General features: G+C 62.2%; 24 protein-coding genes and 1 pseudogene. 17 read left to right on the top strand and 8 right to left on the bottom strand.

Annotation, left to right across the window (positions count from 1 at the left end):
- Window positions 1-101: 101 nt before the first annotated feature.
- Window positions 102-971 (bottom strand): pirin family protein, encoded by an 870-nt coding sequence (locus tag IAE24_RS15645; protein WP_199960889.1) that lies wholly within the window; start codon window positions 969-971, stop codon window positions 102-104.
- Window positions 972-1,149: 178 nt separating this feature from the next.
- On the opposite strand from IAE24_RS15645, the pseudogene IAE24_RS15650 reads away from it, so the two are divergent.
- Both IAE24_RS15650 and IAE24_RS15655 read left to right on the top strand, forming a co-directional pair.
- Window positions 1,150-1,281: pseudogene (locus IAE24_RS15650) on the top strand (LysR family transcriptional regulator); the annotation flags it as partial.
- An 80-nt stretch (window positions 1,282-1,361) separates the two neighbouring features.
- Window positions 1,362-2,315: an AEC family transporter gene (locus IAE24_RS15655; RefSeq protein WP_063325991.1), complete on the top strand. Its 954-nt coding sequence runs from the start codon at window positions 1,362-1,364 to the stop codon at window positions 2,313-2,315.
- A gap of 37 nt (window positions 2,316-2,352) precedes the next feature.
- On the opposite strand, the gene pdxH is transcribed toward IAE24_RS15655, so the two are convergent.
- Entirely contained in the window at window positions 2,353-3,000 is a 648-nt protein-coding gene (gene pdxH, locus IAE24_RS15660; protein WP_043796748.1) for a pyridoxamine 5'-phosphate oxidase, read from the bottom strand.
- A gap of 52 nt (window positions 3,001-3,052) precedes the next feature.
- On the opposite strand from pdxH, the gene IAE24_RS15665 reads away from it, so the two are divergent.
- Window positions 3,053-3,625: a nucleotidyltransferase family protein gene (locus IAE24_RS15665; RefSeq protein WP_063325992.1), complete on the top strand. Its 573-nt coding sequence runs from the start codon at window positions 3,053-3,055 to the stop codon at window positions 3,623-3,625.
- 2 nt (window positions 3,626-3,627) lie between these two features.
- Here IAE24_RS15665 and IAE24_RS15670 read toward each other — a convergent pair whose 3' ends face one another.
- Window positions 3,628-4,194 carry a MarR family winged helix-turn-helix transcriptional regulator gene (locus IAE24_RS15670; RefSeq protein WP_013802266.1) on the bottom strand — a complete coding sequence of 189 codons (567 nt, stop codon included), beginning with the start codon at window positions 4,192-4,194 and terminating at the stop codon, window positions 3,628-3,630.
- A gap of 243 nt (window positions 4,195-4,437) precedes the next feature.
- On the opposite strand from IAE24_RS15670, the gene IAE24_RS15675 reads away from it, so the two are divergent.
- Genes IAE24_RS15675 through IAE24_RS15695 form a run of 5 tightly spaced genes read left to right on the top strand, consistent with a single transcriptional unit; the run spans window position 4,438 to window position 9,875 of the window.
- Entirely contained in the window at window positions 4,438-5,421 is a 984-nt protein-coding gene (locus tag IAE24_RS15675) for a Bug family tripartite tricarboxylate transporter substrate binding protein (protein ID WP_016451723.1), read from the top strand.
- Between the two features lies 1 nt (window position 5,422).
- A complete protein-coding gene (locus tag IAE24_RS15680) occupies window positions 5,423-7,717 on the top strand; it encodes a xanthine dehydrogenase family protein molybdopterin-binding subunit (protein ID WP_199960888.1) in 2,295 nt (764 codons plus the stop codon).
- On the top strand, window positions 7,710-8,606 hold the full coding sequence (locus IAE24_RS15685) for an FAD binding domain-containing protein (RefSeq protein ID WP_016447072.1): 897 nt from the start codon (window positions 7,710-7,712) through the stop codon (window positions 8,604-8,606). The genes IAE24_RS15680 and IAE24_RS15685 overlap by 8 nt, the downstream gene beginning before the upstream one ends.
- Entirely contained in the window at window positions 8,603-9,109 is a 507-nt protein-coding gene (locus tag IAE24_RS15690; RefSeq protein ID WP_016447071.1) for a (2Fe-2S)-binding protein, read from the top strand. Before IAE24_RS15685 ends, IAE24_RS15690 begins: the two co-directional genes overlap by 4 nt.
- On the top strand, window positions 9,099-9,875 hold the full coding sequence (locus IAE24_RS15695) for a CoxG family protein (RefSeq protein WP_199960886.1): 777 nt from the start codon (window positions 9,099-9,101) through the stop codon (window positions 9,873-9,875). Before IAE24_RS15690 ends, IAE24_RS15695 begins: the two co-directional genes overlap by 11 nt.
- A 21-nt stretch (window positions 9,876-9,896) precedes the next feature.
- Here IAE24_RS15695 and IAE24_RS15700 read toward each other — a convergent pair whose 3' ends face one another.
- Complete coding sequence (locus IAE24_RS15700) at window positions 9,897-10,535, bottom strand: superoxide dismutase family protein (protein WP_199960884.1); 639 nt, start codon at window positions 10,533-10,535, stop codon at window positions 9,897-9,899.
- Between the two features lie 135 nt (window positions 10,536-10,670).
- Window positions 10,671-11,297, bottom strand: a complete 627-nt coding sequence (locus IAE24_RS15705) for a gamma-glutamylcyclotransferase (protein WP_013802273.1) — start codon at window positions 11,295-11,297, stop codon at window positions 10,671-10,673.
- 239 nt (window positions 11,298-11,536) lie between these two features.
- Here IAE24_RS15705 and IAE24_RS15710 point away from each other — a divergent pair, with 239 nt between their 5' ends.
- Window positions 11,537-12,061 (top strand): OmpA family protein, encoded by a 525-nt coding sequence (locus IAE24_RS15710; protein WP_013802274.1) that lies wholly within the window; start codon window positions 11,537-11,539, stop codon window positions 12,059-12,061.
- Between the two features lie 87 nt (window positions 12,062-12,148).
- Here IAE24_RS15710 and gloA read toward each other — a convergent pair whose 3' ends face one another.
- Complete coding sequence (gene gloA / locus IAE24_RS15715; protein WP_043796127.1) at window positions 12,149-12,598, bottom strand: lactoylglutathione lyase; 450 nt, start codon at window positions 12,596-12,598, stop codon at window positions 12,149-12,151.
- 333 nt (window positions 12,599-12,931) lie between these two features.
- Here gloA and IAE24_RS15720 point away from each other — a divergent pair, with 333 nt between their 5' ends.
- The 3 genes from IAE24_RS15720 to IAE24_RS15730 all read left to right on the top strand — a co-directional run bounded on the left by IAE24_RS15720 (window position 12,932) and on the right by IAE24_RS15730 (window position 17,411).
- Entirely contained in the window at window positions 12,932-13,588 is a 657-nt protein-coding gene (locus IAE24_RS15720; protein WP_013802276.1) for a response regulator transcription factor, read from the top strand.
- A gap of 114 nt (window positions 13,589-13,702) precedes the next feature.
- Window positions 13,703-16,651, top strand: coding sequence for a response regulator (locus IAE24_RS15725; RefSeq protein WP_233626222.1), 2,949 nt, complete (start codon window positions 13,703-13,705; stop codon window positions 16,649-16,651).
- Window positions 16,652-16,715: 64 nt separating this feature from the next.
- Complete coding sequence (locus IAE24_RS15730) at window positions 16,716-17,411, top strand: response regulator (protein WP_081816131.1); 696 nt, start codon at window positions 16,716-16,718, stop codon at window positions 17,409-17,411.
- An 11-nt stretch (window positions 17,412-17,422) separates the two neighbouring features.
- Here IAE24_RS15730 and IAE24_RS15735 read toward each other — a convergent pair whose 3' ends face one another.
- Window positions 17,423-18,211, bottom strand: coding sequence for an Hpt domain-containing protein (locus tag IAE24_RS15735; protein WP_233626221.1), 789 nt, complete (start codon window positions 18,209-18,211; stop codon window positions 17,423-17,425).
- 259 nt (window positions 18,212-18,470) lie between these two features.
- Window positions 18,471-18,746, bottom strand: a complete 276-nt coding sequence (locus IAE24_RS15740) for an H-NS histone family protein (RefSeq protein WP_013802280.1) — start codon at window positions 18,744-18,746, stop codon at window positions 18,471-18,473.
- A gap of 504 nt (window positions 18,747-19,250) precedes the next feature.
- On the opposite strand from IAE24_RS15740, the gene IAE24_RS15745 reads away from it, so the two are divergent.
- From IAE24_RS15745 to IAE24_RS15765, 5 genes are all read left to right on the top strand, one after another.
- Window positions 19,251-19,538: a hypothetical protein gene (locus IAE24_RS15745; RefSeq protein WP_199960882.1), complete on the top strand. Its 288-nt coding sequence runs from the start codon at window positions 19,251-19,253 to the stop codon at window positions 19,536-19,538.
- Between the two features lie 628 nt (window positions 19,539-20,166).
- Entirely contained in the window at window positions 20,167-20,754 is a 588-nt protein-coding gene (locus IAE24_RS15750; protein ID WP_016447058.1) for a (2Fe-2S)-binding protein, read from the top strand.
- Window positions 20,751-23,051: a xanthine dehydrogenase family protein molybdopterin-binding subunit gene (locus tag IAE24_RS15755; protein ID WP_199960880.1), complete on the top strand. Its 2,301-nt coding sequence runs from the start codon at window positions 20,751-20,753 to the stop codon at window positions 23,049-23,051. Before IAE24_RS15750 ends, IAE24_RS15755 begins: the two co-directional genes overlap by 4 nt.
- 17 nt (window positions 23,052-23,068) lie before the next feature.
- Entirely contained in the window at window positions 23,069-24,400 is a 1,332-nt protein-coding gene (locus tag IAE24_RS15760) for a c-type cytochrome (RefSeq protein WP_199960879.1), read from the top strand.
- A gap of 82 nt (window positions 24,401-24,482) precedes the next feature.
- On the top strand, window positions 24,483-25,598 hold the full coding sequence (locus IAE24_RS15765) for an acyl-CoA dehydrogenase family protein (RefSeq protein WP_199960878.1): 1,116 nt from the start codon (window positions 24,483-24,485) through the stop codon (window positions 25,596-25,598).
- The last annotated feature ends 1 nt before the right edge of the window (window position 25,599 follow it).

The following is a 25,599-nucleotide window of genomic DNA, read 5'->3' on the forward strand; positions in this document are numbered from 1 at the left end:
CCCGCGCCGGCTTTGCGCGCTGGTGATCGCAAGCGCTGGTCCAGGGGAAGCAAGGGGAGGGCAGAAGGCGGCCCCTGTCTTCAGGACAGGGACCGCAGCGGTCAAGCCGCCATGCGCCCGAATCGGCCGGCATTGAAGTCGGCAATGGCCTCGCGGATCTCGGCCTCGCTGTTCATCACGAACGGGCCGTGGCCCACCACGGGCTCTGCAATGGGCTCGCCCTCCAGCCACAGCACGGTGGCGTCGTTGTTGACCTCCAGGCGCACCAGATTAGCCTCGCGATCGAAGTGCACCAACTGCCCTTCGCGAACAACCTCGCCGTCGTTGACCAGCACCGTACCATGCAGCACGACCAGGGCCAGCGTATGTCCTGGCTTGGCGCGCAGCTCGGTGGTGCTGCCGGCTTTCAGGCGCAGATCCCAGACATTGATGGGCGTGAAGGTGCGCGCCGGCCCCTGGCTGTTGCCAAAGGCTCCGGCAATCACCCGCACCCGGCCCGAGCCGCCTGGCAGTTCCACAGACGGGATCTGTCCATCCACCAGGGTCTGGTAGCCAGGCGCAGCCGACTTGTCCCTGGCGGGCAGGTTCACCCACAGCTGCACCATCTCCAGCCGCCCGCCGCGTTCGGTGAACGCATGGGAATGGAATTCCTCATGCAGGATGCCCGCGCCAGCCGTCATCCACTGCACGTCGCCAGGGCCGATCAGCCCGCCAGCGCCGGTCGAGTCCCGGTGCTCGACTTCGCCCTCATAGACGATGGTCACGGTCTCGAAGCCGCGGTGCGGATGCACGCCCACGCCGCGAGGCTGGGATGCCGGCTCGAAGCTGGCGGGGCCTGCGTGGTCCAGCAGCAGAAAGGGACTCAGAGCCGCACCATGGTTGCCATAGCTGAACAGCGAGCGCACGGGAAAGCCGTCGCCCACCCAATGGGCACGGGGAGCGCTGTAGACGCCGAGCATCTTCTTGAGCATTTGCTTCTCCTTGGGAATCGTGGCTGCCGCAGCGTTAGCGCCAGCCACTTTTTGCACATGGGAGAATCTTAGGATTTGAACGATGAATGCGGTAGATAGCAAAATTTGCCTTCATCGTCCTGAATAAAGAACAATGACCATGCTGCGTGTGCTGGCCGAAAGGGCGCAGTGCCTGGTCGTCCTGCCCGACTGGGAGCCGCGCCGCGAGCTGATCCATGCGGTGTACGCATCCTGGCGCGGGCAATTGCCCGCCGTGCGGTTGCTCATCGACCATCTGACCCAGGCCTTCGAGGCCCTGGAAGAAGCCTGAATGAGGCAGGGCCTGGCCTGCGGCGCATAATCTGCGCGCGCCGCCAACCTGCGCAGGCGCAGCTTCCCGATCCCGCTTCAGTGAACTCTCCCGTCTTTGCTTCCCTCATCCCCGTCATTCTTTGCATTGGCGCAGGTTTTCTCGCCGCCCGTCTGGGCTGGGTGCGGGCCGCCGCCATCAAGGATTTGTCCAACCTCGTTTTCCTGGTGCTCACGCCGGCGCTGCTGTTCCGCACCATGGGCGCGGTGCGCGTGCAGGAGCTGGACTTTCAGCCCGTGGCGCTGTATTTCCTGGCGACTGCGCTGATCTTCGGGGTGTCCATGGTCCTGGGCGGTTTTTCCACGCGTTCGGCCGCGCGGGGGCTGGCCAACATGTTCAGCAACACCGTCATGATCGGCGTGCCGTTGGTGGGGCTGGTCTACGGGGAGGACGGATTGGTCACGCTGTTCACCCTCGTTTCGCTGCACGCGCTGATTCTGCTCACGGCGGCCACCATCGTGTTCGAGCTGGCCGAGGCTCGCGAGCACCAGCGGTCGGGCCAGAGCGCGCCGCGCCCCATGTGGCGCACGGTGCTGCAGGCGGTGCGCAACGGCATCGTTCATCCTGTGCCGCTGCCCATACTCGCCGGCCTGCTGTTCGCACAGACCGGTCTGGCTCTTCCTGGCGTGGTGGATCGCTCACTGCAGGTCTTGGGCCAGGCACTGGGCCCCATGGCGCTGCTGCTGGTGGGTGTGACCCTGGCCTATACCAAGGTGGGCCAGAACCTGCGCGAGGCCGTGGGCATCGCGCTGGTCAAGAACCTGGTGCATCCGCTGCTGCTGCTTGCGCTGGCCTGGGCCTTCGGTCTGGGCGGCCTGCCAGTGGCCGTGATGTTCACGGCGGCTGCACTGCCCGTGGGGGCCAACGTGTTCCTGTTCACGCAGCGCTATGGCGTGATGCAGGAGGAGGTATCCGCCAGCATTGCGGTGTCCACGGCGCTGGCCTTGCTTACCGTGCCGCTGATGCTGTGGCTGGCCCAGCGTCTGCTGGGCTGACGGGTTTCAGCAGGAGCAGCGCCGGCAATCCGGGGGATCAGGGCGCCAGGCGCTGGCGCAGCCAGGTTCCAGATTCCAGCTGGTAGCACAGGCGGTCATGCAGGCGGCTCTTGCGGCCTTGCCAGAATTCCCAGCGCTCGGGCACCAGCCTGAATCCGCCCCAGTGCGGCGGGCGCGGCGGGTTCAGCAGGAATTGCGCGCCGTACTTGGCCGCATTGGCCACCAGCACGCTGCGGCCGCTGATGACCTGGCTTTGCGGACTGGCCCAGGCACCGATGCGCGAGTCCAGCGGGCGGCTGTTGAAGTAGGCATCGCTTTCGGCATCGCTGACCTTTTCCACGCGGCCCTCGATGCGCACCACGCGCTCAAGCTCCACCCAGTGGAACTGCAGCGCTGCAAACGGATTGCCCGCCAGTTGCTGGCCCTTGCGGCTGTCGTAGTTCGTGTACCAGACCAGGCCGCGCTCGTCGTAGCCCTTGATGAGCACGATGCGCGTGCTGGGCCGCAGGTCGCCGCCCACGGTGGCCAGCGTCATGGCATTGGGCTCGGGCACCTGGGCGCTCAGGGCTTCCTGCAGCCATTGGTCAAACTGTTGCAGCGGATCGGCCAGGGAGGCCGATTCGCTCAGTTCCGCGCGCTCGTAGCTTTTGCGCAGATCGGCGATCGAGGTGGAAATGCTGCTCATGGCCTGCATTGTGCCTGCGCCCGACCTGCCATTTGCTGCGCTAGAGTTGCGCATGCTCAGAGACTTCAAAGGCCGCCCCTGCGTGATCATCCTCGCCTCGGGCCGTGGCGAGCGTTTCCGCGCGTCGGGCGGCACCATGCACAAGCTCGCCGCGCCGCTGGGCGGCAGCACCGTGCTGGAACACACACTGGCCGCCGTCCGCGCCAGCGGCCTGCCCTGGCATCTGGAAGATGCGGGCCACCCCGGAATGGGCGATTCGCTGTCTGCTGCCGTGCGTGCCACAGCCGATGCGCCAGGCTGGCTGGTCTTGCCGGCCGACCTGCCGCTGGTGAGTCCACAGACCTTGCTGAAAGTGGCCGATGCATTGCATGCGGGGGCCCGAGCCGCCCAGCCTGTCCATCAAGGCGAGCGTGGACATCCCGTGGGTTTCGGCGCCGCATGCGGCGCGGCGCTCATGGCGTTGAGCGGAGAGAAGGGCGGGGCGCCTGTGCTGAAGGCGCTGCGCGAAGCCGGACATGTGGTTCAGGTCGATGTGGACGATGCTGGTGTGCTCACCGACATCGATACGCTGGACGATCTGGCGCGCGCTGAGGTGTTGCTGCAGAACCGGCCTGAAGTGGGCTGAATTCAGGCTTCGCCGTCTGCCGTAGCGGGGCCGCCTTCGGTCGCTGGGTCGGCTTGGCTGCCTTGGCAATAACCGCGCAGTTTGAGCAAGGCCCGATACATCACCTCCCGTTCCTCCTGCGTCAGCGCCAGCAGAGCAGCGGCCTGGTGTTGTCGGGCCACGGGCATTACCTCGTCATGCAACTGCCGGCCCGCAGGCGTGATGGAGCACAGGATCTTCTTGCGTGGAGTGGAGCCTTGCGCCAGCAGGGCCACCAGGCCGCGTTCCTCGAGCAGCCGCAGCGCCCGGCTCACCAGGGCCTTGTCCGAAGTGGATTGCACCACCAGCGCGCTGAACGGCAACTCGCCTGCATGCGCGACAAGGGCCAACAGCCGCCACTCCGAAACCGTCAAGCCCGCCGTATCGGCATAGGGCACGGTGATGGTGCGCCGCAGCGCATTGCCCACCTGGCTCATCAGCGTGGTCAGAAAGGCATCGACGGTCAGGCTGCTGCCTGCCTCGTCAAGGTGGGTCCAGGGATTGCCTGCGGGCGTGCTGGGCACAGGGAGAGGAGAAGGTGGGATGGACATGTTCCCATTAATTGTTTCACAGGCTGCCTGATGTTTGTCTTGTGGAATTTCTTTAGAGAACTCAATAGAGGTCAATCGGTGTTTTCAGTAAGTTGATTCATCAACTTACTGGAGAAAATCGTCATTGATTCTTTTGAGGATCAATGTTTCATGGATGAATCGTATAAATTCATCCCATAGCCAGCCCCAGCTGCCATGCCCGTATCTGACCGATGCATGTCCGCGCTTTCAAAGGAGCCAGTGATGACCCCCCATCGTCGGCAAGGCCTGACCATTGCAGCATTGGCTTTTGCCACCGCTGTCTGTGGTCCGGCATTTGCACAGGACTACCCCGCCAGGCCGATCACCGTGGTGGTCGCCTATCCCGCAGGTGGTGACACGGACGCCATGGCGCGCCTGTTCGCCGAAAAGCTCACGGTGCGTCTGCGCCAGCCCGTGGTGGTGGACAACCGGCCCGGGGCGGGCGGCACCGTGGGCAACAACCTGGTTGCGCGGGCCGTGCCCGATGGCTACACGCTGCTGTTCACGCCCAACCCCTTCACCATCGCCCCCATGGTGATGAGGCTCCCTCCTGCCGCGACCTATGACCCCTTGAAAGGTTTCACCCCCGTGGTGCAGACCGCCAGCCAGGCCGTGCTGCTCGTGGCCCATCCCTCCACGGGATTCAAAAGCGTGGCCGACATGGTGGCTGCGGCCAAGGCCGGCAAGACGCTCAGCTACGCCAGTCCCGGCGCAGGCTCGCCCATGCACATAGGTGCCGAGTGGCTGAACCGCGCTGCCGGAGTGAGCATTCAGCATGTGCCCTATCGCGGCGTGGCACCGGCCGTCAACGATGTGGCAGCGGGCCATGTAGGACTGGCCTACGTCACGCTGGGGCCGGTGGCCCAGTACATCCAGGCGGGCAAGCTGCGCGCGCTGGCCGTGACCGACCCGAAGCGTTCGCCCCTGCTGCCCGATGTGCCTTCGCTGGCGGAACTGGGCTACAGGGACATCGCCGCGGGTGCCTGGAATGGCTTCTTCGCGCCCAAGGGCACGCCGGCCGCCGTGGTGCAGACCTTGAACACCCATCTCAACGAGATCCTCAGGATGCCGGAGGTGGCGGCAAAGATGGCCACCTTCGGTGCCGTGCCCGTGGGCGGGTCGCCGCAGGTGCTGGCCGATGTCAACGCTGCCGACTACGAGCGCCTGGGCAAGGTGATCCGCGAACTCGGCATCACCGCTGAATGACATGAATACCTCGAATTCCACGCTGGGCCGCGAGACGGCCCAGGTCACGGCGCTGTCCAAGGTACTAGGTCGTGCCCAGTACGCGGGCGACCTCAAGCTGCCGGGCATGCTGCATGCCAAGCTGTTGCGCAGCCCCTATCCGCATGCGCGCATCGTGCGCATCGACATTGCTGCAGCGCGTGCGCTGCCCGGTGTGAAAGCCGTGCTGACCGGGGCAGATGCACCGCGCACGCCCTGGGGCGTGAGCCACAAGGAGCGGCGCATCCTGGCCGACGGCCTGGTGCGCTTTGCGGGGGAAGAGGTGGCAGCCGTGGCTGCCGCCACAGAAGAGATCGCCCGCGATGCGCTGGACCTGATCGAGGTCGAGTACGAAGAACTGCCCGCCATCCTGTCGCCCGAGGAAGCCCTGGATGAAGAAGCGCCCGGCGTTCATCCGGGCCGGGGCAACATCGCCCACGAGATCCGCTTCGAGCGCGGCGATACCGATGCCGGATTCGCCGCAGCTGATCTGGTTCACGAAGCCATGTACACCACGCATGCGCAGTACCCGGGCTACCTGGAACCCATGGCAACCCTGGCCTCCATCGACGCCGATGGCCGCCTGTTGGTACAGACCTCCACGCAGTCGGTTTTCCTGGCGCGTGCCCGGCTGGCGGCGGCGCTGGAGCTGCCGGTGTCCGCCATCCGCGTGGTGCAGGCCACCACGGGCGGCGGCTTTGGCGGCAAGATCGTCGAGGACGACAACCAGCTCGTGGCGGGCCTGCTGGCCCTGCACACCGGGCGGCCCGTGCGCCTGGTCAACAACCGGCTGGAGGACTTCCTGGCCTGCTGCTCCAGTGTCCCCGAGCGCATCACGCTCAAGCTGGGCATGGCGCGTGATGGCCGCATCCTCGCCAAGCAGGTGCACATCGTCGCCGAGTGCGGTGCCTATGCGGGTCTGTCGGCCGAGGTCATGCACGTCAGTGCCATGCGCAGCGACAACATGCACAGGCAGGGCAACGTCCGATCGCACGCCACCCTGGTCTATACCAACAACCCGCCGCACGGCGCGTTCCGCGGCTTTGGCGGTACGCAGATGCTGTTCGCGCTCAACAGCCACATCCACATCATGGCCGAGCAGCTGGGGCTGGATCCGGCCGAAGTCCACAAGCTCAATGCAGTGCAAGCCGGCGACGTGACAGTGCATGGCTGGAAGATCGGCAGCGCCGGCCTCAAGGAGTGCATAGACCAGGCCACCGATGCCATCGACTGGCGCGGCAAGCGCGCCCGCCCCCGCCAGGCCCTTGGCGCCCGCCGCAGGGGCGTGGGCATGGCCGCGGCCATGCATGTCAGCGGCAACCGCACCATGGGCAACTGGGACGGCTCCACCGTGGTGGTGCGCATCCATGAGGATGGCCAGGTGCTTGTGCTCAGCGGCGAGTGCGACATGGGCCAGGGCGCGGCCACCATGCTCAGCCAGATCGTCGCCCATGAACTCACGCTGCCGTTGTCGCAGGTCCGCGTGGCCGCACCCGACACGGACAGCACGCCCTTCGCCATAGGCTCGCTGGCCTCGCGCGTGACCATGGCTGCAGGCAATGCCGCCATAGGTGCCGCGCAGGCGGCCCGCAGCAAGCTGCTGGCCCTGGCCGCCGTCGTGCTGGAGGCGCAGGTCGACGACCTGGAGCTGGCCGATGGTCAGGTGCGCGTGCGCGGCACCGACCGTGCGGCAGGCATGGCCGAGCTCGCACGCCAGCACATCTGGCGCCATGGCGGCGAGGGCATACAGGTCAGCCACACCTGGGATGCCCAGACGCAGATGCACGACGCCCAGCTGCACGGCAACATCGCGCCGGCCTATTCCTTCGCGGCCCAGGCAGTGGAGGTCGAGGTCGATACGGAAACCGGCCAGGTCCGGGTGCTTGACAGCTATGTGGCCGACGACTGCGGCAAGGCGCTGAACCCCGTCGCCATCCATGGGCAGACCAACGGGGCCACCGTCCAGGCCATGGGCTGGGCCCTTTACGAGCAACTGCACCTGGAAGGCGGGCGCCTGGCCAACGGCAACTTCGCCGACTACACCATGCCAACGGCCGACGCCGTGCCCTTGCTGCGCGGCGGCTTTGTCGAGTCCAACGACCCCAACGGCCCCTATGGCGCCAAAGGGGCCAGCGAAACCGCCATCCTGCCGGGAGCGCCTGCCATCGCCAACGCCGTGTACGACGCCATCGGCGTGCGCATATGCGATCTGCCGATCACGCCCGAAAAAATCCTGGCGGCGCTGCGCGCACGCGCCGAGGAGGGCCGTCATGCATGACTTCGACTTCCTGGAGCCCACCTCGGTGGCGGAGGCCAGCCGGTTGCTGGCCGAACTGGGCGAGGACTGCCGCGTGATCGCCGGCGGCACGGCCTTGATGCTGGGCATGCGCCAGCGCATGCTCGCGCCCACGCACCTGGTCTCGCTGGCTGGCATCGATGCGTTGCGCGGCCTGGACTTCGACCCGGTGCGTGGCCTGCGTATTGGCGCCCTGGTGCGCCATGCCGAACTGGCGGCCTCGCCGCTGGTGTCGCATCACTATCCTGTCCTGGCCGGCATGGCGCAGCGCATGGCCAACCCGCAGGTGCGCAATCAGGGCACGGTGGGCGGCAATCTCTGCTATGCCGACCCCTCCACCGACCCGCCCGGCTGCCTGATGGCATTGGGCGCCCAGATCGTGCTGGCCAGCGCAAGAGGCGAGCGCCTGTTGGACATCGAGGACTTCCTGGTCGACTACTACGCCACGGCGCTGGAAGGCGACGAGATCGTCAGCGAGATCCGCGTGCCGCCCATGGGGCAAGGAGACGACCGGCGCAGCGGTGTGTACACGCGCTTTCTGCGCACAGCGGCCGAACACCGGCCGCTGGCCAGCGTGGCCCTGGTGGCGCACACCGCCGGGGGCATCTGCCGCGACGCGCGTCTCGTCGTGGGCGCCTCTACGCCCATACCCGTGCGCCAGCGGCGCGCCGAGGGCTTTCTTGAAGGCCGTGCCCTCACCTGGGCCTTGGCGGCCGAGGCGGGTGACATCGTCGCGGCCGACATCACACCGGTTTCGGACCTGCGCGGCTCGGCGGATTTCCGCCGAGAAATGGTGCGCGTCAACGTGCGGCGCACCGTGGCCGAACTGTTTGGCCTGGACCTGGCACTGGAACAAGGAGAGCTGGCATGAGCCGACATCGCATCGAATGCACCGTCAACGGCGAGCCCTGCAGCGTGGACGTGCCTGCGCGCCGGCTGCTGTCGGATTTTCTGCGTGATGACCTGCACCTGACGGGCACCAAGCGCGGCTGCGAGACGGGCGTGTGCGGCGCCTGCTCGGTGCTGCTGGATGGCGAAGTGGTGAAGTCCTGCCTGCTGCTGGCCGTGCAGGTCCAGGGCCGCGCGCTCACCACCATCGAAGGCCTGGCCGACCGTATTGCTGGGGGTGCGGGCGCAGACCCGTCACAACGGCTGCACCCGCTGCAGCAAAGCTTCATGCAATGCGGCGGCCTGCAGTGCGGCTACTGCACACCGGGCTTCATCATGGCCGCCTGCGATCTGCTGGGGCGTAACCCCCTTCCCGGCGCGGACGAAGTTCGCCATGGCCTCAACGGCAACCTGTGCCGTTGCACGGGCTACACCCAGATCGTGGAATCGGTCCTTGTGGCCGCGGAGAAAATGCATGGAAATTGAGAAAACCCTGACTGTTTCGGCCTCGCGAGAGCGGGTATGGGCCTTGTTGCTCGATCCCCAGGTCATGGGAGGTGCCGTGCCGGGCATGCAGTCCATCGAAGTGGTCAGTCCCACCGAATACGTGGCGGTGATGCACCAGAAGATCTCCTTCATCAGCGCCAGATTCAAGCTGCGCACACGTATCGTCGAGCAACGCGCTCCCGAGTATCTGCGCGTGGAAGGAACGGGAGAAGACACCTCGGTGGCCAGCTCGCTCAAGCAGCGCAGTGAAATCTTCCTGAGCGCCACGCCGGATGGAGGCACCGAACTGCGCATCAAGATCGACGTGGACCTGCTGGGCCGTCTGGGCGCCTTCGGCCTGAGCGTAATGAAGACCAAGGCCGACCGAATATGGGAGGAGTTCGGTAACAATCTGGCCGCGCGGCTCGAAGGCGGGGGAGGGGAGCCCGCTGCGGGCGAGGCGACCATGCAGGCGCCTGCACCTGTCGCGCCCGCGCCGGCCTCCGAGCCAGCCAGGGAAACGGTGGTGCAAGCCCGGAATTCGCCAGCACCAGCGCCAGCTTCGGAGCTCTCCTCCACGGCCCAAGACCTGCGGGGCCGTGGCTGGTGGGGGCGGCTAATCGGCAGCTTGAGCGGTGAGGGCAGCGCGGGCGCTGCCGACACCATTCATGTCGAGCTGCGCCGTGGCGACACCACGGTCAGCATCCAATGGCCGGGCGCGCGCGCCGAGCAGTGCGCGGCGTGGCTGCGCGACTGCCTGCGCTGAACGCAGACCCGGCCGAGCACATCATCCGCGCGTGATCACCGCACAGGCCAGGCGCGCCCCCGAATTGCCGGTGGGCTGCGTGGTGTAGTCGTCCGGGTCCTTGTGCACGATCAGGCCACGACCCACCACGCTGTTGGGGCCCTGGTCCAATGCCAGGCCGCGCGATACGAAGTCGATGCTTGCCATGCCTTGCGCATCGGATCGCAGGCTGGGCAGGTCGCCCGTGTGATGGGCCGCGGAATCGAAGCGGCCATGGGCCTGGCCGGTTGGGTTGAAGTGGCCGCCCGCGCTCAGGCCGTCAGGGCTGGAGCAATCGCCTTTTTCATGGACGTGAAAGCCGTGCTCGCTGTTCGGTGCCAGCCCCTGGACGGAGCCTTGCACGCGCACGCTGCCATCGGCCTGTGCGGTGAACTGCAGGCTGCCGCTGACCTTGCTGCCTTGCGTGGGCTGCAGCTGGGCCATGGCCACATTGCGGGAGGCGGGCGCTGTCGTGACGGCTGCCGGGGTCGAGGCGGAGGCTGCGGCAGGAGGCTTGGGCTGGCTGCCACAGGCGCCCAGGGCCAGCACCATGCCGGCAGCCATCAACAGCTTCACGGCGGTGGACGGGGTGGAGGGCTGCGAAGTGGCGGCGTGGCTGGATTGGGAAGCGTTCAAAGGCATGGCGGCAATCTCCTGTTTGGAATGGGAACTGAAAAAGTCACGGGGGCGCATGGCGCGCAGCCGCCATCATGCAGCGTGCGATACGGCGGCCCTGTCGGAGAGCACAGCGTTCTGTGGCCGTGCGCGGCGATGGCGTCAAACGGAGCCTTGCCGCGCGCCTGCGTCGGGCTGGCCCGCGTAGCTGAGCAGGCGCTGGAGCGCGCGGTCCCGGATGCCCAGGCGCTTGAGCTCATCGAAGGTTGCGCGCGCATAGTCATGCGTGCTGCCGTAGATGCCCTTGGCCTCGCTGAAGATGCGGCGATAGTCTTCGGGCGCCAGCTCGCCCGTGTGATTGGGGCTTTGCCGGGACAGCGTGAACGCCAGCGCCTGCACCGTGCCCTGGCCGGTGCGGCAGGGCAGCCAGCGGGGGTCATAGACGGCATTGGCCATCTCGCGCTGCCACAGCTTTCTCATGACGTCATGGCCGTGGTGCCGGGGAATGCGGAACACCATGCCCTGGCAGCTGCCGCCGGACAGCATGCCAAAGACCAAGCCAGGGTTCTGGGGGGTGCCGCGGTTGATGGTGCTCCACATCTTCAGCGCCCGGTGCCAGCCAAAGACACGCGCCGTGCGGCGTTCGCAGAAATCGAAATCCGGCCGCCAGATCAGCGAGCCGTAGCCAAAGATCCAGAGGTCATCGCTCCCGCCCCATCGGTGCAGCGCTTCGTCCAGCATGGGCTGTGACTCTCGGCGGGCGAATGAAAATTCTGGCAGGGCGGACATGGGCGCGACAGCATGAAAGAACAATGACGTTTTAACGCCTGGACGCCCAAACGGTGCACAAGCGCGTGCTTTGCCCTTGCAGGGCTGGTCTTCTGTCTCCGCCGCACCACAGTTTTTGCCGGCCGTCACTGCGGGGTTTGGGCGTGGCACGGGGCCCTCGACGGTGGCCCTCTACAATCCACCGGTTTTTCGCAGTCTTTCTGGTTTTCATCCAACAGCTCATTCACGGAGAGTGCTTCATGTCCTTCAGTCATTCCGACGACGACAGCCAACAACGTTTTGCCCTGGGTTTCCTGTTCGCGCTGATTGCGCTCGTCGTCTCCACGGTCGTTGGCGTCGTCGTCTACCAGCGCGGCATTGCGCATGGCCCGGCGAAGATGGCAGGCGGCGCTTCCCCTGTGGCAGCAATGGTGCCCGTGGTCTTGGAGGAAGATGTGGCCCGCGTCGTTGTCGAAAACGGCGTGGTCAAGTTCTACTTCGCATCGGCCAAGGCCGAGCTGGCCGTGGGCGCCAATGAAGCGCTGGCCGACGTGGTCGCCGGTGTGAAGGGCGGCAAGCGCGCCGTGATCTCGGGCTACCACGACGCCACGGGCAGCGCAGAACTCAACGCCGAACTGGCCAAGAAGCGCGCCCTGGCAGTCCAGGCTGCCCTGTCCGCTCTGGGCGTGGCTGAGGAAAAGGTCGAACTCAAGAAGCCCGAGCAGCTGCAGGCTGACGGCAGCAACGCCGAAGCCCGCCGCGTGGAAGTGATCCTGGTGGACTGAGCCTCAGTCTTGCCGCTGTAAACGGCCAAAAAGAAAAGGCCCGGAGCGTCAATCGCTCCGGGCCTTTTCTTTTGACGGCTGCGTGGATCAGGAATTGCGCAGCGGGTCGAACTTCGCGTCACCGTCAGGCTGGGTCCCGGCATGGGCTCGCGAATTCTCTTGTATGAGTTCGATCTTGTAGCCGTCCGGATCCGTCACAAAGGCAATCACCGTGGTGCCGCCCTTGACGGGGCCTGCCTCGCGCGTCACGTTGCCGCCGGACGCCTTAATCTTCTCGCAGGCGGCATACGCGTCCGGCACGCCAATGGCGATGTGGCCATAGGCCGAGCCCATGTCATAGGCCTCGGTGCCCCAGTTGTAGGTCAGCTCGATCTCGGCTTGGGCCGGGTTGCCGCCCTCGAAGCCCAGGAAGGCCAGGGAGTATTTGTACTCCGGGTTCTCGGAGGTTCGCAGCAGCTGCATGCCAAGAACCTGTGTGTAGAAATCGATGGAGCGCTGGAAGTTGCCAACGCGCAGCATGGTGTGGAGGATTCGCATCCCTCGATTGTGCCGGGATTCCGCCATCTCTTCAGCCGCCCGCCAAGCGCCGCAGTGATCTCATCGCGCACAGGTCTGGCGCCTTCCCGCAGATCGGGCGCTTCAGCTCCCGGCGGCATCTGGCCCGAATCCATTCAACCATTGGTTCAACTGTCTGTTGAATTCTAGGAGTGGGACCTAGGACTGGTACCCGATTTTTCGGCAATAAATCTTGCAAATCAGACAAATCTTAGATTTTTGGATTGAAAAATCAGACAAATCCAATTAAATCCTAGTAGCCGGCTGCCTAGAATAGGAATGTTCTTCGTGCGAATTATTTTAATTTTTTGAGTCATGAAAAATTTCGTCTTGCGGATATTAATTGCCGATGACCATCCGGCAGTTCTGGCAGGCATAGAAAGTGTTTTGGAGGATAAGCATGAAATAGAGATTGTAGGTCGAGCGAAAAACTCCACGGAAATCATAAGTTTTCTGAAGAAAAACGAATGTGATGTTCTGGTAACTGATTACTCCATGCCCGGTGGAACCTACGGTGATGGTCTGGTGATGCTGAATGTCATTCGTAAAAGATTTCCAAGTGTCAAGATCGTCATGCTGACAATGATCGAGAATATTGGAATCATCAAATCTCTTACCAACCAAGGAATCTACAGAATTGTCCATAAAACGGATTCTTTGGGAAGTCTGCTGCCCGCCATCTACGCTGCATACACGGATGGTCAATTCATATCTCCCAGTGCAAGCAAGCTGCTGGGAGGAGAGTGGCTGGGCGCGGTGCGGACATCGATAGAACTCTCAAAACGGGAAGAAGAGGTTCTGCTTCTTTTCATCTCTGGCATGACGGTGTCCGAGATAGCAAAAAAGCTCTATCGCAGTATCAAGACGGTCAGCACGCACAAGGTGGCTGTCATGAACAAGCTGGGTATACGCAAGGACATTGATCTCATTCGCTATGGAATTGAGATGGGTTGGATTGACGTAAGAAAATAGATGCAGAAATGCAGCGTCATTGCCGCAGACGATCCGACCAAGCTCCATGCCATCCGCAGCTTTCTTGCAAAGATTTCTTTTATTACATGAGGAGATCCACAGCCTGATCGATGGTTGTATCTTGATGCCCAGATGGAAATATATAAAAAAGAGGCTGGAGAAAAGGAAGAGCTCCACCTTCTGACCAAATACAACAAGACACTGCTTTTTGGCGGTGGCCTGGTTTTCTCTCTTCTTATCATTGTTTTGGCAATGCTTGCGGCCCTGTTCGAGCTCAATGACTTCATGGAGGAAAGAAGAGCAGTATTCCAGAGCAAGAGAACCCGGGTTCTGGTGGAAATAGAAACAAAGCAAGTCATTATGATGCGAGGAATCATTGCATCAGAGTTGCTTTGGGGGCAGACGCACACATCTCATCCCGGCGTCTTTGCCGGGGCAGATGCTGTGATGGCAGGGGTGAGCCCTGTAGTATTGCTTGAGAATAAGATCAACAAGAATGTACACAAGCACTACAGAGATATGTTGGGAGAGCTGGCATATTTGGCAAATTCCAGCTTTCTTCAAAATGGAAGAGCAATATCTGCCTATGTCTTCAGTCCGGACAGATCGTTCATAGGCGTCCTTGTGCCGCAGGTGCCAAACGAGCATGAGCGAAAAGACATGCTCTTGAAACTCAGGGAACAGATTTCGACTTTGCCTGAGGATAACGGCACCATCATTCCGTCCGTCCAGCTGCGTCATCCCATATGGCTGCCTCCGAGTAAAAGCATTCTGACCGGGGAGATGTCATTTCAGATTGTTGTCTCGGCTTTCCAAGATGGAAAGCCATTTCTCACGGTGGTGAGCGACATGCCGACTCAATATATTGAGAGCCTTATGCAGCAAGGTGAAGGCAGGAACTCCTTGTTTATTATTGATTCTCAAGGCAACGTTGCGCTGGGTGGGGGGGAGATCGGCGATGCAATAGGGGATTTTTTTGATATCGAGGCGTCGAAATTTCACGGAGGTCTGATAAGTAGATATATTTTGAGCAAGTATGGTGCAGTCTATAGAAATGGACATTTTTATTACTATTCGAGGATATCAAATACGAACATGATACTTCTCCAGGTGTTTTCCTGGAAAGATGCTGTGTATTTGAATGGGAAGTCTCTTGTATATTTGCTGTTTTCATTGATATTCATCATTTTTTTCTGGTGTTTTCTGATATATTTTTATGATAGGGTTTTTATTCCAATATATGGGAAAGCCAAGAATGTGTTCGACACGGAACATCTGAGTCGCACCATCATTGCCATGGCGCCTTATGGACTTGGTCTTCTTGATTTCAAGGAAAAGAAGATGCTGTTGGAAAACAGCATGATGTACAAGTACAAAGAAAGCATGGTGTTGGATGGTAAGTCTGCTGGTGAGCGGTTGATTGAATATTTTCTCAGATTCTACGGTGAGAAATATCTGAGTGGAAAAAAGACTGAATATTTGCCGGTAGTCAGCGAAGTCGTGATCTCTTACAACGGAACGGTTGCAGAGCTTTCAGTGATCATGGTGAAGGCCAAATATCAGGGGCGGCATGTCCTGCTGTGTGGATTTGCCGATATCACTGCGCACAAGCAGGTGCAAAGAAATCTGGAAGATGCCAAAAAGGCGGCAGAAGAGGCAAACCAGGAAAAATCTTCTTTTCTTGCTGCCATGAGCCACGAGATACGCACGCCACTGAATGCAATATTGGGCAACCTGGAAATACTGGGAAGAAGCTCCATGTCAGAAGAGCAGCAAACCAGGCTCACCACCATATCATCTTCATCCCATTCTCTTTTGACGCTGCTGAATGATGTTCTCGACTTCTCGAAGATCGAGTCTGGTCAGATGAGTGTGGAATTGGCCAGCTTTGATCTCAAGTCTGTGATCCGGCAGGTGGCTGCCATTTACAAACCGCTGGCTGCGGAACTAGGTATAGGATTTTCCCTGATCATTGACCATTCGCTGAGGGATGGATATATAGGAGATGGCGAGAGAATAAAGCAAATCCTCAACAATCTTCTCAGCAACTCCTTGAAATTCACCAAGGCTGGCAAGATTGACGTATTTGCATCAGACAGGGCCGGTGAGCTCAAGATCAAAGTGTCAGATACCGGGATAGGCATTCATCCCTCACAGCACCCCTTCATCTTTGACGCATTCAAGCAGGCAGGCTCGGATATAGCGGCGGAATTTGGTGGTACAGGGCTGGGCCTGACGCTGTGTCAGCGTATGGCACATCTCATGGGCGGGGAAATCCGGTTCTTCAGCGTGCCGGGAAAGGGCAGCATTTTCGAATTGACCTTGCCCGCATGCCACGTCCAGCCTGTTCCTGCTTCCTTGGGTTGGGACGATGGCGATGTCATGCTTGCAGACGATGAAAGCGCAGGTTATTGCGCAAGGATTCTCATCGTCGATGATCACCCGGTCAACAGGCTGCTGCTTCTGGATCAGCTGAAAATCCTCGGCTTCGAGGCGGAATCTGCAGAAGGCGGGGAATCCGCATTGCGAATGATGTCTCAGAATATGTATGACCTGGTTCTTACGGACCTGCAAATGCCTGGAATGAGCGGTTATGCGCTTGCTCAGCGCATCAAGCAGAATTATCCGGGAGTTCCTGTGGGAGCAATAACGGCACATGCAGGCAAGCAGGAAAAATTCAAATGTGCAAAATTTGGCATCGCAGATATTCTTGTCAAGCCGGCCTCCTTGAAAAACCTCAAGGAATTCATTGGAAAAAATATAGGAAAGTCTGGCAAGGGTGTCGCTGAAGCTGCGGAAGTTCCGGGCAGCAGATTGCCTTATCGTGATGTATTGATTTCAGCCACAGAAAGCTCACTGGCTGCGTTGAGAAAGCATTTGCTGCAAGGTGATCTGATGGCTGTGCACCGTGAAATTCATGCCATGAAAGGGTCATTTGCGGTGGCTGGGCTGAAGGATAGAGTGGAAGATATGGACCGATTGTCATCTCTTGTCAATATGCGGCACCTCCATGCAGTGGATGATGCCCTGAATGACCTGCTGGAGAACCTGAAAGATATCTGATGAGCCATGGTGCAATGATGCTGCACTGAAACGATTGTGTTTATTCCGTTGATGGTGCCAAATCATGTTTTCCAATATGAATCATAGAAAAGATTTGAATATATCCGTACTGCTGGCTGATGATCATCCTGGAATCATCTCAGGCATCCGGCATGAACTGTCTTCCGAGCTGGAAATTCTGTTGAAAGCCAGCGTTTCAAATTCAACCGATCTGGTGAAAAAGTTGGATGAGGGTGGCTTTGACGTGCTTGTGTCGGATTACTCCATGCCTACGGGTCAATACGGAGATGGCTTGAATCTTTTTGGCTATATATCCAGAAGATTTCCGAACCTGGGTTTGGTGGTTCTGACCATGCTGGACAATTCGGCCATTCTCCAGGCGCTGGGCAAGGTGTCGAACATCAGCATCGTGAGCAAGGCGGACCCGGTGCTGCATCTGGTTCCAGCCATCCATGCGGCCTATACAGGAGGGACCTACTTCTCTCCCGCCATTTCCGAGCGACTGGAAAAAATGAATGCGGGTGTCATGGGAGGTGAAGGAAAATCGCCGGGGGTGCTCAGTCCCAAGGAATCGGAGGTGGTAAGGCTTTATGCGGCCGGTTTGCGTATCGACGAGATCGCTGCCAAGCTGAACAGAAGCAAGAAAACCATCAGTACCCAGAAAGTCAAGGCCATGCACAAGCTTGGAATTGAACGAGACATTGATCTGATGAAGTATGCCCTTGAATGCGGATGGGTGACCTCATCGAGATCTCAATAACGGCCGGTTCTTTATCTGCCGTTCAAGGTCTGGATTTCTTCCAGGAGCTGGTCAAGCTGCAGTTCCAGCGCCAGCAGCGAATGCGCATGGTGCATCAGCCCATCATGGTTGATGCCGTTTTCCAGGCCGGCGCAGCGTATTGACAGCTCAGTCAGGTCAAAAAATCGCAGTGAACCGGAAAGATTGTGCAGCTCTCTTTGCACATCCTTGCGATTTTTGCTGGATTTGATGATCGCCAGCGACGAACGTGCAGACTCCAGAAAGGCCGTTCTGATGGGGGCCGGGATCTGTTGAAAATGGGCGACGTCATCGGTCGACGAAATGCGGCCGCTGTTGGCAGGCCGGGGCTGAACGGCCAGTTGCAGTGCATCAAAGAGGCCCTGCAGCGAACGCCAGGAGACTTCGATGATGCGGGCGTTGATCACCTTGGGTTGCAGGGGGTAATCAGCCTCGCATTCGATGATGCTTGCAGCTCCTGCCACCAGGCGGTTTTCATCCTTGGGATTCCAGGACGTTTTCGGTCCGCAAAGCACAACAACCTGGAACTTCTGAAGGCGATCCTGGCGAATGGCCATGGGATGGTGGCAGGCCGTGGTCGCCAGGCCCCAACTTTTGAGGTGTGGGAGCAGATGGGCGTGCAGTTCATCGGATGACGAGATGAACAAAACCTGCTCGCCTGAAAATGACAAAGCGGAGGAGAGGGGCTCTTCTGTGGTGGTTATCGATTCGGCGGCAGTCGAGAACTTTTCAGAACGGTATGGTGTGGGTGCACTGTCCAAGGTGGATGTCTGTTTTTTCATGGGTGGCCGAGCATCTGGAGCCGGCATCTGCAGTCAGTCACTCGCTGGAGGCTTCAGATCCGGCTGGAAGATTGGACCACGGCATCCATGCATGGTGCATGTTTAAGGACATGTCCATAGAGCATTCTTGTTTCACCTGCGCGGCGTCTGGCCTTGGAAGCCCAAGCCCGGGAATTCAGGTGTGGCAGCAAGTGCCGCCAGAATGAAAAAAGCCTGCAGAGAACTGCAGGCTGTTTTCATGGAGGCGTTTATCCAGGCTTCAGATGGCGAACTGGGCGCGATCCTTGTCCTTGATCCAGGCAGGGGGCTTGCCACGGCCGGTCCAGGTGTCACCGGTTTCGGGATTGCGGAACTTGGGGGCCACGGTGGAGGGGGCGCGGCGTGCCGTGAAGATGTCGTCGGCAGTCAGGCCGTAATCCTGAACCAGACCGCGAATCTTGGCGATCACATCACTGACTTCTTGCTTGCGTGCTGTCTGGATCTGGGCCTCGAGTGCCTCGCGCTGTGCCAGAAGTTCTTTGTATGTGGTGTTCACGGTAGTCTGCCTTTCATGGATTGAAGCGCGAATATTAACGGTTTTTTAAGAACAAGTTTGCATGCTTTCGATCATTTTCTCCTATGACTGCCATTGGCCGTCCTGACCGTGTTCAAAATGATCGGTCAACGCCAGGTAAAGGCCATGTAAAGAGCTGGTAGTTATGGGGCGCTGTATGTTCCAGAGCCCTTCAAAATCCTGTATGCCCTCGCTTTCAGGTTTGAAGCGCGGTGGTTCACAGGAGTGAGTGACCGGCTGCGAAGGAGTTTGGGCTTATTGAAGGGGATGTGAAAGGCGATGCCGTGATCAAACTGCACCGCACATTGGAAATTCTTGAAACCCAGTCTGTACGCTGCTTGCCAACGGCTTTTTGCGTGGAGTTGGGGGAGGGTGGCGAGCGGACTGCAAGCGAAAGATGAGGGCGCTGGTGGTCCCGTGACATCCTTCGCGAAAGACACGCGTTCTTGCCTACAAAACTGTTTATTCATACAGTATGATGCGGCCATGAGCATCGATCAGATCGCCTTCGCACTCCCCGCAGTCCTTTCCGTCTGGCTGTCGCAGTCCCGTTCCGTTGCCCTGCGGCGGTGGGCCTGCCTTCTCGGCCTGGGATGCATGCCTTACTGGATATATGTGGCCCTGTTGGCCGGGCAGTGGGGCATGTTGGCCTTGGCAGGTGCCTTTGCGCTGGGCTGGCTCAAGGGGCTTTGGGTGCACTGGCTGGCGCCTCGTCGGCGTGAGGCCGTGGGCTCGGGCCTGGGCACCATCCAGATCACGCCGGGCACCCGTTGACGGCTGGGCCGCTGGGCCGCGCCTTGTGTTCATCGATGCTGCAGGCGGGCGCGTGTTTTACGGGTGCTGTGCATGGCGTGCTCGGGAATTTCAAGCGTTCTCACTGGAATTTGATGCAGATAAAAGCCGAGTGTTTTGCTTGGTTGGTGTGATGGCCGTGCCGATGCGCCGGCTGCCAGGGTGGCCTGCTGTCTTTATGCCCAGCCGTGCATGGCTGCAAGACTGGGCCGGGGCTGTGATGCAAGGATTTCTGCCCTTTGTGCACTGTGGTGGTGCACATCTTTCGGGGCTTGGTGCAGGTTTCCGGATCGGCTGGTAGCGCTGTGTTTTTGCGGATATTTCCGATCTGCATAGTGAGTTATGTGAGCAAAAAGCCACGGAGTTTGCAGGTCTGTGCAGGTCCTTGGATGGACGCCGGCTGGCAGTGATGGGCAAGTCCGAGGCATAGAATCGTTTGCATACAACAGGCAGTCATCTATCAGAGTTGCCTCTAAAAACCACGTGAAAACAGCCCACCCCGTTGGCGGTGGGCTTTCTTTTTCGGGCTTGGCCGCGGCGAGCCCGTCGCCTGATTTTTCAGTGCGCACCTATGGTTTGCACCTGTTGTCAACCACAAGGTTTGCACACGATGAAATTCACTCTCAACCAACAAGAGGTCGAGATCCAGGGCGTGAGCCCTGAGACGCCGCTGCTTTATGTGCTGCGCAACGACATGCAGCTCAACGGTCCCAAGTTCGGCTGCGGCCTGGGCGAATGCGGCGCATGCGCCGTGCTGATCGACGGCAAGGTGGCCCGCTCCTGCTCCGTTCCCGTGAGCGTGGTCCAGGGCATGAAGGTCACGACGCTGGAAGGCCTGTCCCAGGACGCGACCCAGGCCGAGCACGCGCGGGTGGCGCGTGACTGGGAAGCCGCCCATCCGGCAGCCGTGCCGGGAATGCCTGCCGGCAAGCCGTCGGCTGACACGCATGGCAAGACCGTCCACACACTGCACCCCGTGCAGCAGGCGTTTATCGACGAGCAGGCTGCCCAGTGCGGCTACTGCACCAACGGCATGGTCATGGCCCTGGTGGCCTTGTTCGACCACAAGCCCACGGCCACCGACGAGGAAGTCACCCAGGCCCTGTCCGGCCACCTATGCCGCTGCGGCACGCACGTGGAAATCATGCGTGCGGCTGCTCGCGCCCGCGTGCTGATCGCCCAGGGAGGTGCAGCATGAGTGCATCCAACCCCCTTCAACTGACGCGCCGCAACCTGCTCAAGCTGGGCGGCATGGTCATGGTCAGCTCGGTGGCGGCCGCTGGCCTGGTGGCTGAAAGCACGGGTACGGCGCCCGCCGTGGCCGGCGCCTTCCCCATTCCCCCCATCGACCGGGTGAGCAGCTTCATCGCCATTGGCGCGGACGGCAGCGTCACGGCCTACCACGGCCACGTGGACCTGGGCACGGGCATCCGTACCTCGCTGGCGCAGCTGGTGGCCGATGAGCTCGATGTGGAGTTCGAGCGCATCACCATGGTGCTGGGCCACACGGGCCGCACGCCCAACCAGGGCCCGACCATTGCCAGCAACACCATCCAGGTGGATGCCATCCCCATGCGCAAGGCCGCCGCGCAGGTGCGCCAGCTGCTGCTGGGCCTGGCTGCCGAGAAGCTGCAGCAGCCCGTGTCCGCACTGACCACGTCCAAGGGCGCGGTGGTGGCCAAGGGCGGGCGACGCATTGGCTACGGCGAACTGGCCCAGGGTCAGGACCTGAACATTGCGCTGGACAAGGAAGTGCCGCTGCGCACCGGCGGTTTCAACTACATCGGCAAGTCCGTGCAGCGCGTGGACATTCCGGCCAAGGTGCTGGGCGCGCTGGCCTATGTGCACGATGTGCGCGTGCCCGGCATGCTGCACGGCCGCGTGGTGCGCCCGCCCTATGGCGGTGCCGATGCGTCGGCTCCGCTGGGCAGCAGCCTGATCTCTGTGAACGAGCAGTCGGTCGCTCATCTGCCGGGCATCGTCAAGGTGGTGGTGCAGGGCGATTTCGTGGGCATCGTGGCCGAGCGCGAAGAGCAGGCCATTGCAGCCATGCGCCAGCTGGAGGTGAAGTGGAAGGACTGGGCCGGCGTGCCCGACCTGTCGCTGAACGCCATGCACGACACCCTGGTCAAGCACGAGAAGACCGACCGCATGCTGCGCGAGGACGCGGGCATTGACGATGCCTTCTCGGGAGCCAAGAAGGTGATCGAGGCCGACTACGTCTGGCCCTACCACCTGCATGCCTCCATCGGCCCGTCCTGCGCCGTGGCCGAGGTGTCCGCCAGCCAGATCCAGGTCTGGACCGGATCGCAGAACCCGCACGACGTGCGCAAGGACATCGCCACGCTGACCGGCATGGCGGCCGACCAGATCAATGTGACGCGCCTGGAAGCCTCAGGCTGCTATGGCCGCAATTGCGCGGACGATGTGGCATCCGACGCCGTGCTGCTGTCGCAGGCCGTGGGCCGCCCGGTGCGCGTGCAGCTGATGCGCGAGCAGGAGGCCGCCTGGGAGCCCAAGGGCACGGGCCAATTGATCCGCGTGCGCGGCGGCCTGGACGAGAACCATGCCGTGCTGGGCTACGAGCTCAAGACCTGCTACCCGTCCAACGACGCGGCGGCCCTGGCCCTGATCCTGACGGGCAAGGTGCCCAACAAGCCCAAGGTGCTGCAGATGGGCGACCGTACGGCCATCCCGCAGTACGAGTACCCCAAGATGCGCGTGGTCTCGCAGGATGCTGCGCCCATCGTGCGCGCGTCGTGGATGCGCGGCGTCTCGGCCCTGCCCAACGTCTTTGCCCATGAGTGCTGGATCGACGAATGTGCCTACCTGGCCGGTGAAGACCCGCTGGCCTACCGCCTGCGCTACCTGAAGGACCCGCGCGCCGTGGCGCTGACGCACGCTGCGCACAAGCAGGCCGGCTGGCAGGATGGCCCGGCCCACCGCAACCCCGCGCCGGCCGACCAGCGTCTGGTCAAGGGCCGCGGCTTTGCCTATGCCCGCTACTACCACAGCAAGTTCCCTGGCTACGGCGCGGCCTGGGCCACCTGGATCTGCGACGTGACCGTGGACCGCGAGACCGGCGTGATCAAGGTGGACAAGGTCTTCGTGGCCCATGACTGCGGCGAGATGGTCAACCCGGCCGGCGTGCGCCACCAGGTGCACGGCAACATCATCCAGTCCACCAGCCGCGTGCTCAAGGAGTACGTGACCTTCGACAGCAAGGGCGTGACCTCGCTGGACTGGGGCGGCTACCCCATCCTGCGCTTTGACGAGCTGCCCGAGATCGACGTGCAACTGGTCGAGCGCCCGGGCGAAGACCCCATGGGCGCGGGCGAATCCGCCTCCGTGCCCAGCGCCGCCGCTGTCTCCAACGCCGTGTTCGACGCCACCGGCGTGCGCCTGCGCGAAGTGCCGTTCACCCCGGCACGCGTGCTGGCCGCACTCAAGGCAAAGGCTGCCGATGCAGCCCCGGCCGACAAGGCACAGAACTGAGAGCGGAGGACCGGAACATGCACACACTCAAGAAAATCACCCTCGGCGTGGTCGGCCTGGCCGCCGTGGCCGGCGCCGCCTTCTGGCTGGCCACGGGCCGCAGCGAAATCGCGCCCCTGCAGCAGATCCCGGTGCAGGAATTCAGCCAGCAGCAGATCGACCAGGGGCGCCGCCTGGCGCACATGGGCGACTGCGCTGTCTGCCACACGGCACCGGGCGGCCAGCGCAACGCAGGCGGCCTGGCCATGCCCAGCCCTTTCGGCACCATCTACTCGACCAACATCACGCCCGATGCCGAAACCGGCATCGGCCGCTGGTCGTACGAGGCCTTCGAGCGCGCCATGCGCCATGGCGTGGACCGCGAGGGCAACTACCTGTACCCCGCCTTCCCGTACACCGCGTTCACCCGCGTGACCGATGAGGACATGAAGGCGCTGTACGCCTTCCTGATGACCGAGCCGGCTGTCTCCAACGAGGCACCCAAGACCGCGCTGAACTTCCCGTTCAACGTGCGCCGCGGCCTGGCCCTGTGGAATGCGCTGTACCTGGAGCCGGGCGAGCAGCCCGCGCCCGCCAACCAGTCGGGCGAGTGGATTCGCGGCGCCTACCTGGTCGAAGGCCTGGGCCACTGCGCGGCCTGTCACTCGCCGCGCAACCAGTTCGGCGCCGAGAAAAAGGGTGCCGACCATCTGGCCGGCGCCTTCATCGACGGCTGGGATGCGCCCGCGCTCAACGACAAGGCCGTGGCCCCGCTGCCCTGGACGCGCGAGGACCTGGTCCGCTACATGCAGACCGGCTTCTCGGAGCGCCACGGCGTGGCCGCCGGCCCCATGGCGCCCGTGATCGAAGGCCTGTCCCACCAGTCGGCCGAGGACATCAACGCCATGGCCACCTACCTGATGTCGTACCGCAAGCCCGTGGCAGACGCCGCTGGCGCAGGGGACGCCCAGTCCCTGGTGAAGGAAAAGACCGAGGTTGCCAAGCTGCCGGTCGACGCCCAGGGCTACCGCCTGTACCAGGGCGCCTGCATGGCCTGCCACCGCGCCGACCCCAGCGGCGTGCTGGCCGGCAGCAGCTTCGGGGTGCGTCCCCAGCTGTCGCTGAACACCAATCTGTACAGCGACTCGCCGACCAACGCCATCCATGTGGTGCTCAACGGCATCACGCAACCGGCGCGCCCGCAGCTGGGCACCATGCCCGCCTTCCGCCATAACCTCAGCGACGATCAGATCGCCACGCTGCTCAACACCATGCGCAGCCAGTACGGCCTGCAGCCCTGGGCCGGCCTGAGCGACAAGGTCAAGGCCCTGCGCGAGGAAACACGCCCCGGCAAGGTGGCGGCGCACTGAGCCTGCGCTGCGTCATCTGCGCAGCCTGTGCGCTGCGCTAGGATGGCAAGGGACCGCTGTGCCCACAGCGGTCCCTTTTTTTATGGTGACCCGCAAGATGACAAGCCACATACCCGATTTCCCCCTGCTGACCGGCGCCAACCGCCAATGGCTGGATGCACGTGCCCAGGCGCTGGATGCCGGCAACGGCGAGGCCACGGCCGCCGTCGTGCCCTATCTGGCCGAAGCCGGGCTGCTGGGCCACGGCTTGGCTGACGCCTTGGGCGGGCAGGGCGGCAGCGCCGGCGATGCCATCGAGGCGATTGCCCAGGTGGCCACGCACTCCATGTCCGCCGCCTTTGCCTTCTGGGGCCAGCGCGTGCTGATCGAGATGCTGGCGAACACCGGCAATGCGGCCCTGCGCGAGCGCTGGCTGCCCGCGCTGCTGGCGGGCGAGGCGGCCGGTGCCTCGGGGCTGTCCAACATCATGAAATTCCTCAGCGGGCTGGAGGCTCTCAACATCCGCGCCACGGCCCGGGAGGGCGGCGGCTGGCTGCTCAACGGCAGCGTGCCCTGGTGCACCAACCTGCGCGGGCCGCGCTTTCTGGCCGCCATTGCCGTGGCGCGTGACGACGGCGCGCCGCCCATGATCGTGGCCCTGCCGTCCGACCGCCCCGGGCTGGAGCGCTCGCCGGATCTGGAGTTGATTGCCCTGCGCGGCACCAACACCGCCGCCTTGCAACTCAAGGACGTGGCCATCACCGACGACGATCTGCTGGCCGAGCGCGCCGGCGGATTCCTGCCGCGTGTGCGGCCGGCCTTCCTGGGCATGCAATGCGGCCTGTCCATCGGCCTGGCGCGCGCGGCCTGTGCGCAGGCCGCCTCGCGCATGGGGCAGGGCGGGCATGTGCTGCAGCAGCCGCTGGACGATACCCGCAGCCATCTGGAACAGGCGGTGGCGGCACTCAAGGCCGGTGTAGAGGCCGGCGATTTCGTGGAGGCGCCCGAGCGGCTTTTCGCGCTGCGCCTGGCCCTGCACGACTGCGTGCAGCAGGCCATGCAGCTGGAGCTGCAGACGGCCGGCGGCCGCGCCTACAGCCTGGATGCGGACGATGGCTTTGCCCGCCGCTGGCGTGAATCGGCCTTCATCCCCATCGTCACGCCCAGCGTGATCCAGTTGCGCGCCGAGCTGCAAAAACTGCAAAAGCTCGGCGCCTGAC

Source organism: Delftia sp. S65 (assembly GCF_016516495.1).
Classification (GTDB): Bacteria; Pseudomonadota; Gammaproteobacteria; order Burkholderiales; family Burkholderiaceae_C; genus Comamonas; species Comamonas acidovorans.

What these genes read in the sequence shown, in the direction of transcription:
- IAE24_RS15690 (WP_016447071.1), top strand. Translation starts at nt 8,603, where the DNA reads ATGAGCCGACATCGCATCGAATGCACCGTCAACGGCGAGCCCTGCAGC.
- IAE24_RS15760 (WP_199960879.1), top strand. Translation starts at nt 23,069, where the DNA reads ATGCACACACTCAAGAAAATCACCCTCGGCGTGGTCGGCCTGGCCGCC.
- IAE24_RS15765 (WP_199960878.1), top strand. Translation starts at nt 24,483, where the DNA reads ATGGTGACCCGCAAGATGACAAGCCACATACCCGATTTCCCCCTGCTG.
- IAE24_RS15670 (WP_013802266.1), bottom strand. Translation starts at nt 4,194, where the DNA reads ATGTCCATCCCACCTTCTCCTCTCCCTGTGCCCAGCACGCCCGCAGGC.
- IAE24_RS15735 (WP_233626221.1), bottom strand. Translation starts at nt 18,211, where the DNA reads ATGAAAAAACAGACATCCACCTTGGACAGTGCACCCACACCATACCGT.
- IAE24_RS15710 (WP_013802274.1), top strand. Translation starts at nt 11,537, where the DNA reads ATGTCCTTCAGTCATTCCGACGACGACAGCCAACAACGTTTTGCCCTG.
- gloA (WP_043796127.1), bottom strand. Translation starts at nt 12,598, where the DNA reads ATGCGAATCCTCCACACCATGCTGCGCGTTGGCAACTTCCAGCGCTCC.
- pdxH (WP_043796748.1), bottom strand. Translation starts at nt 3,000, where the DNA reads ATGAGCAGCATTTCCACCTCGATCGCCGATCTGCGCAAAAGCTACGAG.
- IAE24_RS15685 (WP_016447072.1), top strand. Translation starts at nt 7,710, where the DNA reads ATGCATGACTTCGACTTCCTGGAGCCCACCTCGGTGGCGGAGGCCAGC.
- IAE24_RS15695 (WP_199960886.1), top strand. Translation starts at nt 9,099, where the DNA reads ATGGAAATTGAGAAAACCCTGACTGTTTCGGCCTCGCGAGAGCGGGTA.
- IAE24_RS15750 (WP_016447058.1), top strand. Translation starts at nt 20,167, where the DNA reads ATGAAATTCACTCTCAACCAACAAGAGGTCGAGATCCAGGGCGTGAGC.
- IAE24_RS15730 (WP_081816131.1), top strand. Translation starts at nt 16,716, where the DNA reads ATGTTTTCCAATATGAATCATAGAAAAGATTTGAATATATCCGTACTG.
- IAE24_RS15745 (WP_199960882.1), top strand. Translation starts at nt 19,251, where the DNA reads ATGAGCATCGATCAGATCGCCTTCGCACTCCCCGCAGTCCTTTCCGTC.
- IAE24_RS15720 (WP_013802276.1), top strand. Translation starts at nt 12,932, where the DNA reads ATGAAAAATTTCGTCTTGCGGATATTAATTGCCGATGACCATCCGGCA.
- IAE24_RS15680 (WP_199960888.1), top strand. Translation starts at nt 5,423, where the DNA reads ATGAATACCTCGAATTCCACGCTGGGCCGCGAGACGGCCCAGGTCACG.
- IAE24_RS15665 (WP_063325992.1), top strand. Translation starts at nt 3,053, where the DNA reads ATGCTCAGAGACTTCAAAGGCCGCCCCTGCGTGATCATCCTCGCCTCG.
- IAE24_RS15645 (WP_199960889.1), bottom strand. Translation starts at nt 971, where the DNA reads ATGCTCAAGAAGATGCTCGGCGTCTACAGCGCTCCCCGTGCCCATTGG.
- IAE24_RS15705 (WP_013802273.1), bottom strand. Translation starts at nt 11,297, where the DNA reads ATGTCCGCCCTGCCAGAATTTTCATTCGCCCGCCGAGAGTCACAGCCC.
- IAE24_RS15700 (WP_199960884.1), bottom strand. Translation starts at nt 10,535, where the DNA reads ATGCCTTTGAACGCTTCCCAATCCAGCCACGCCGCCACTTCGCAGCCC.
- IAE24_RS15675 (WP_016451723.1), top strand. Translation starts at nt 4,438, where the DNA reads ATGACCCCCCATCGTCGGCAAGGCCTGACCATTGCAGCATTGGCTTTT.
- IAE24_RS15755 (WP_199960880.1), top strand. Translation starts at nt 20,751, where the DNA reads ATGAGTGCATCCAACCCCCTTCAACTGACGCGCCGCAACCTGCTCAAG.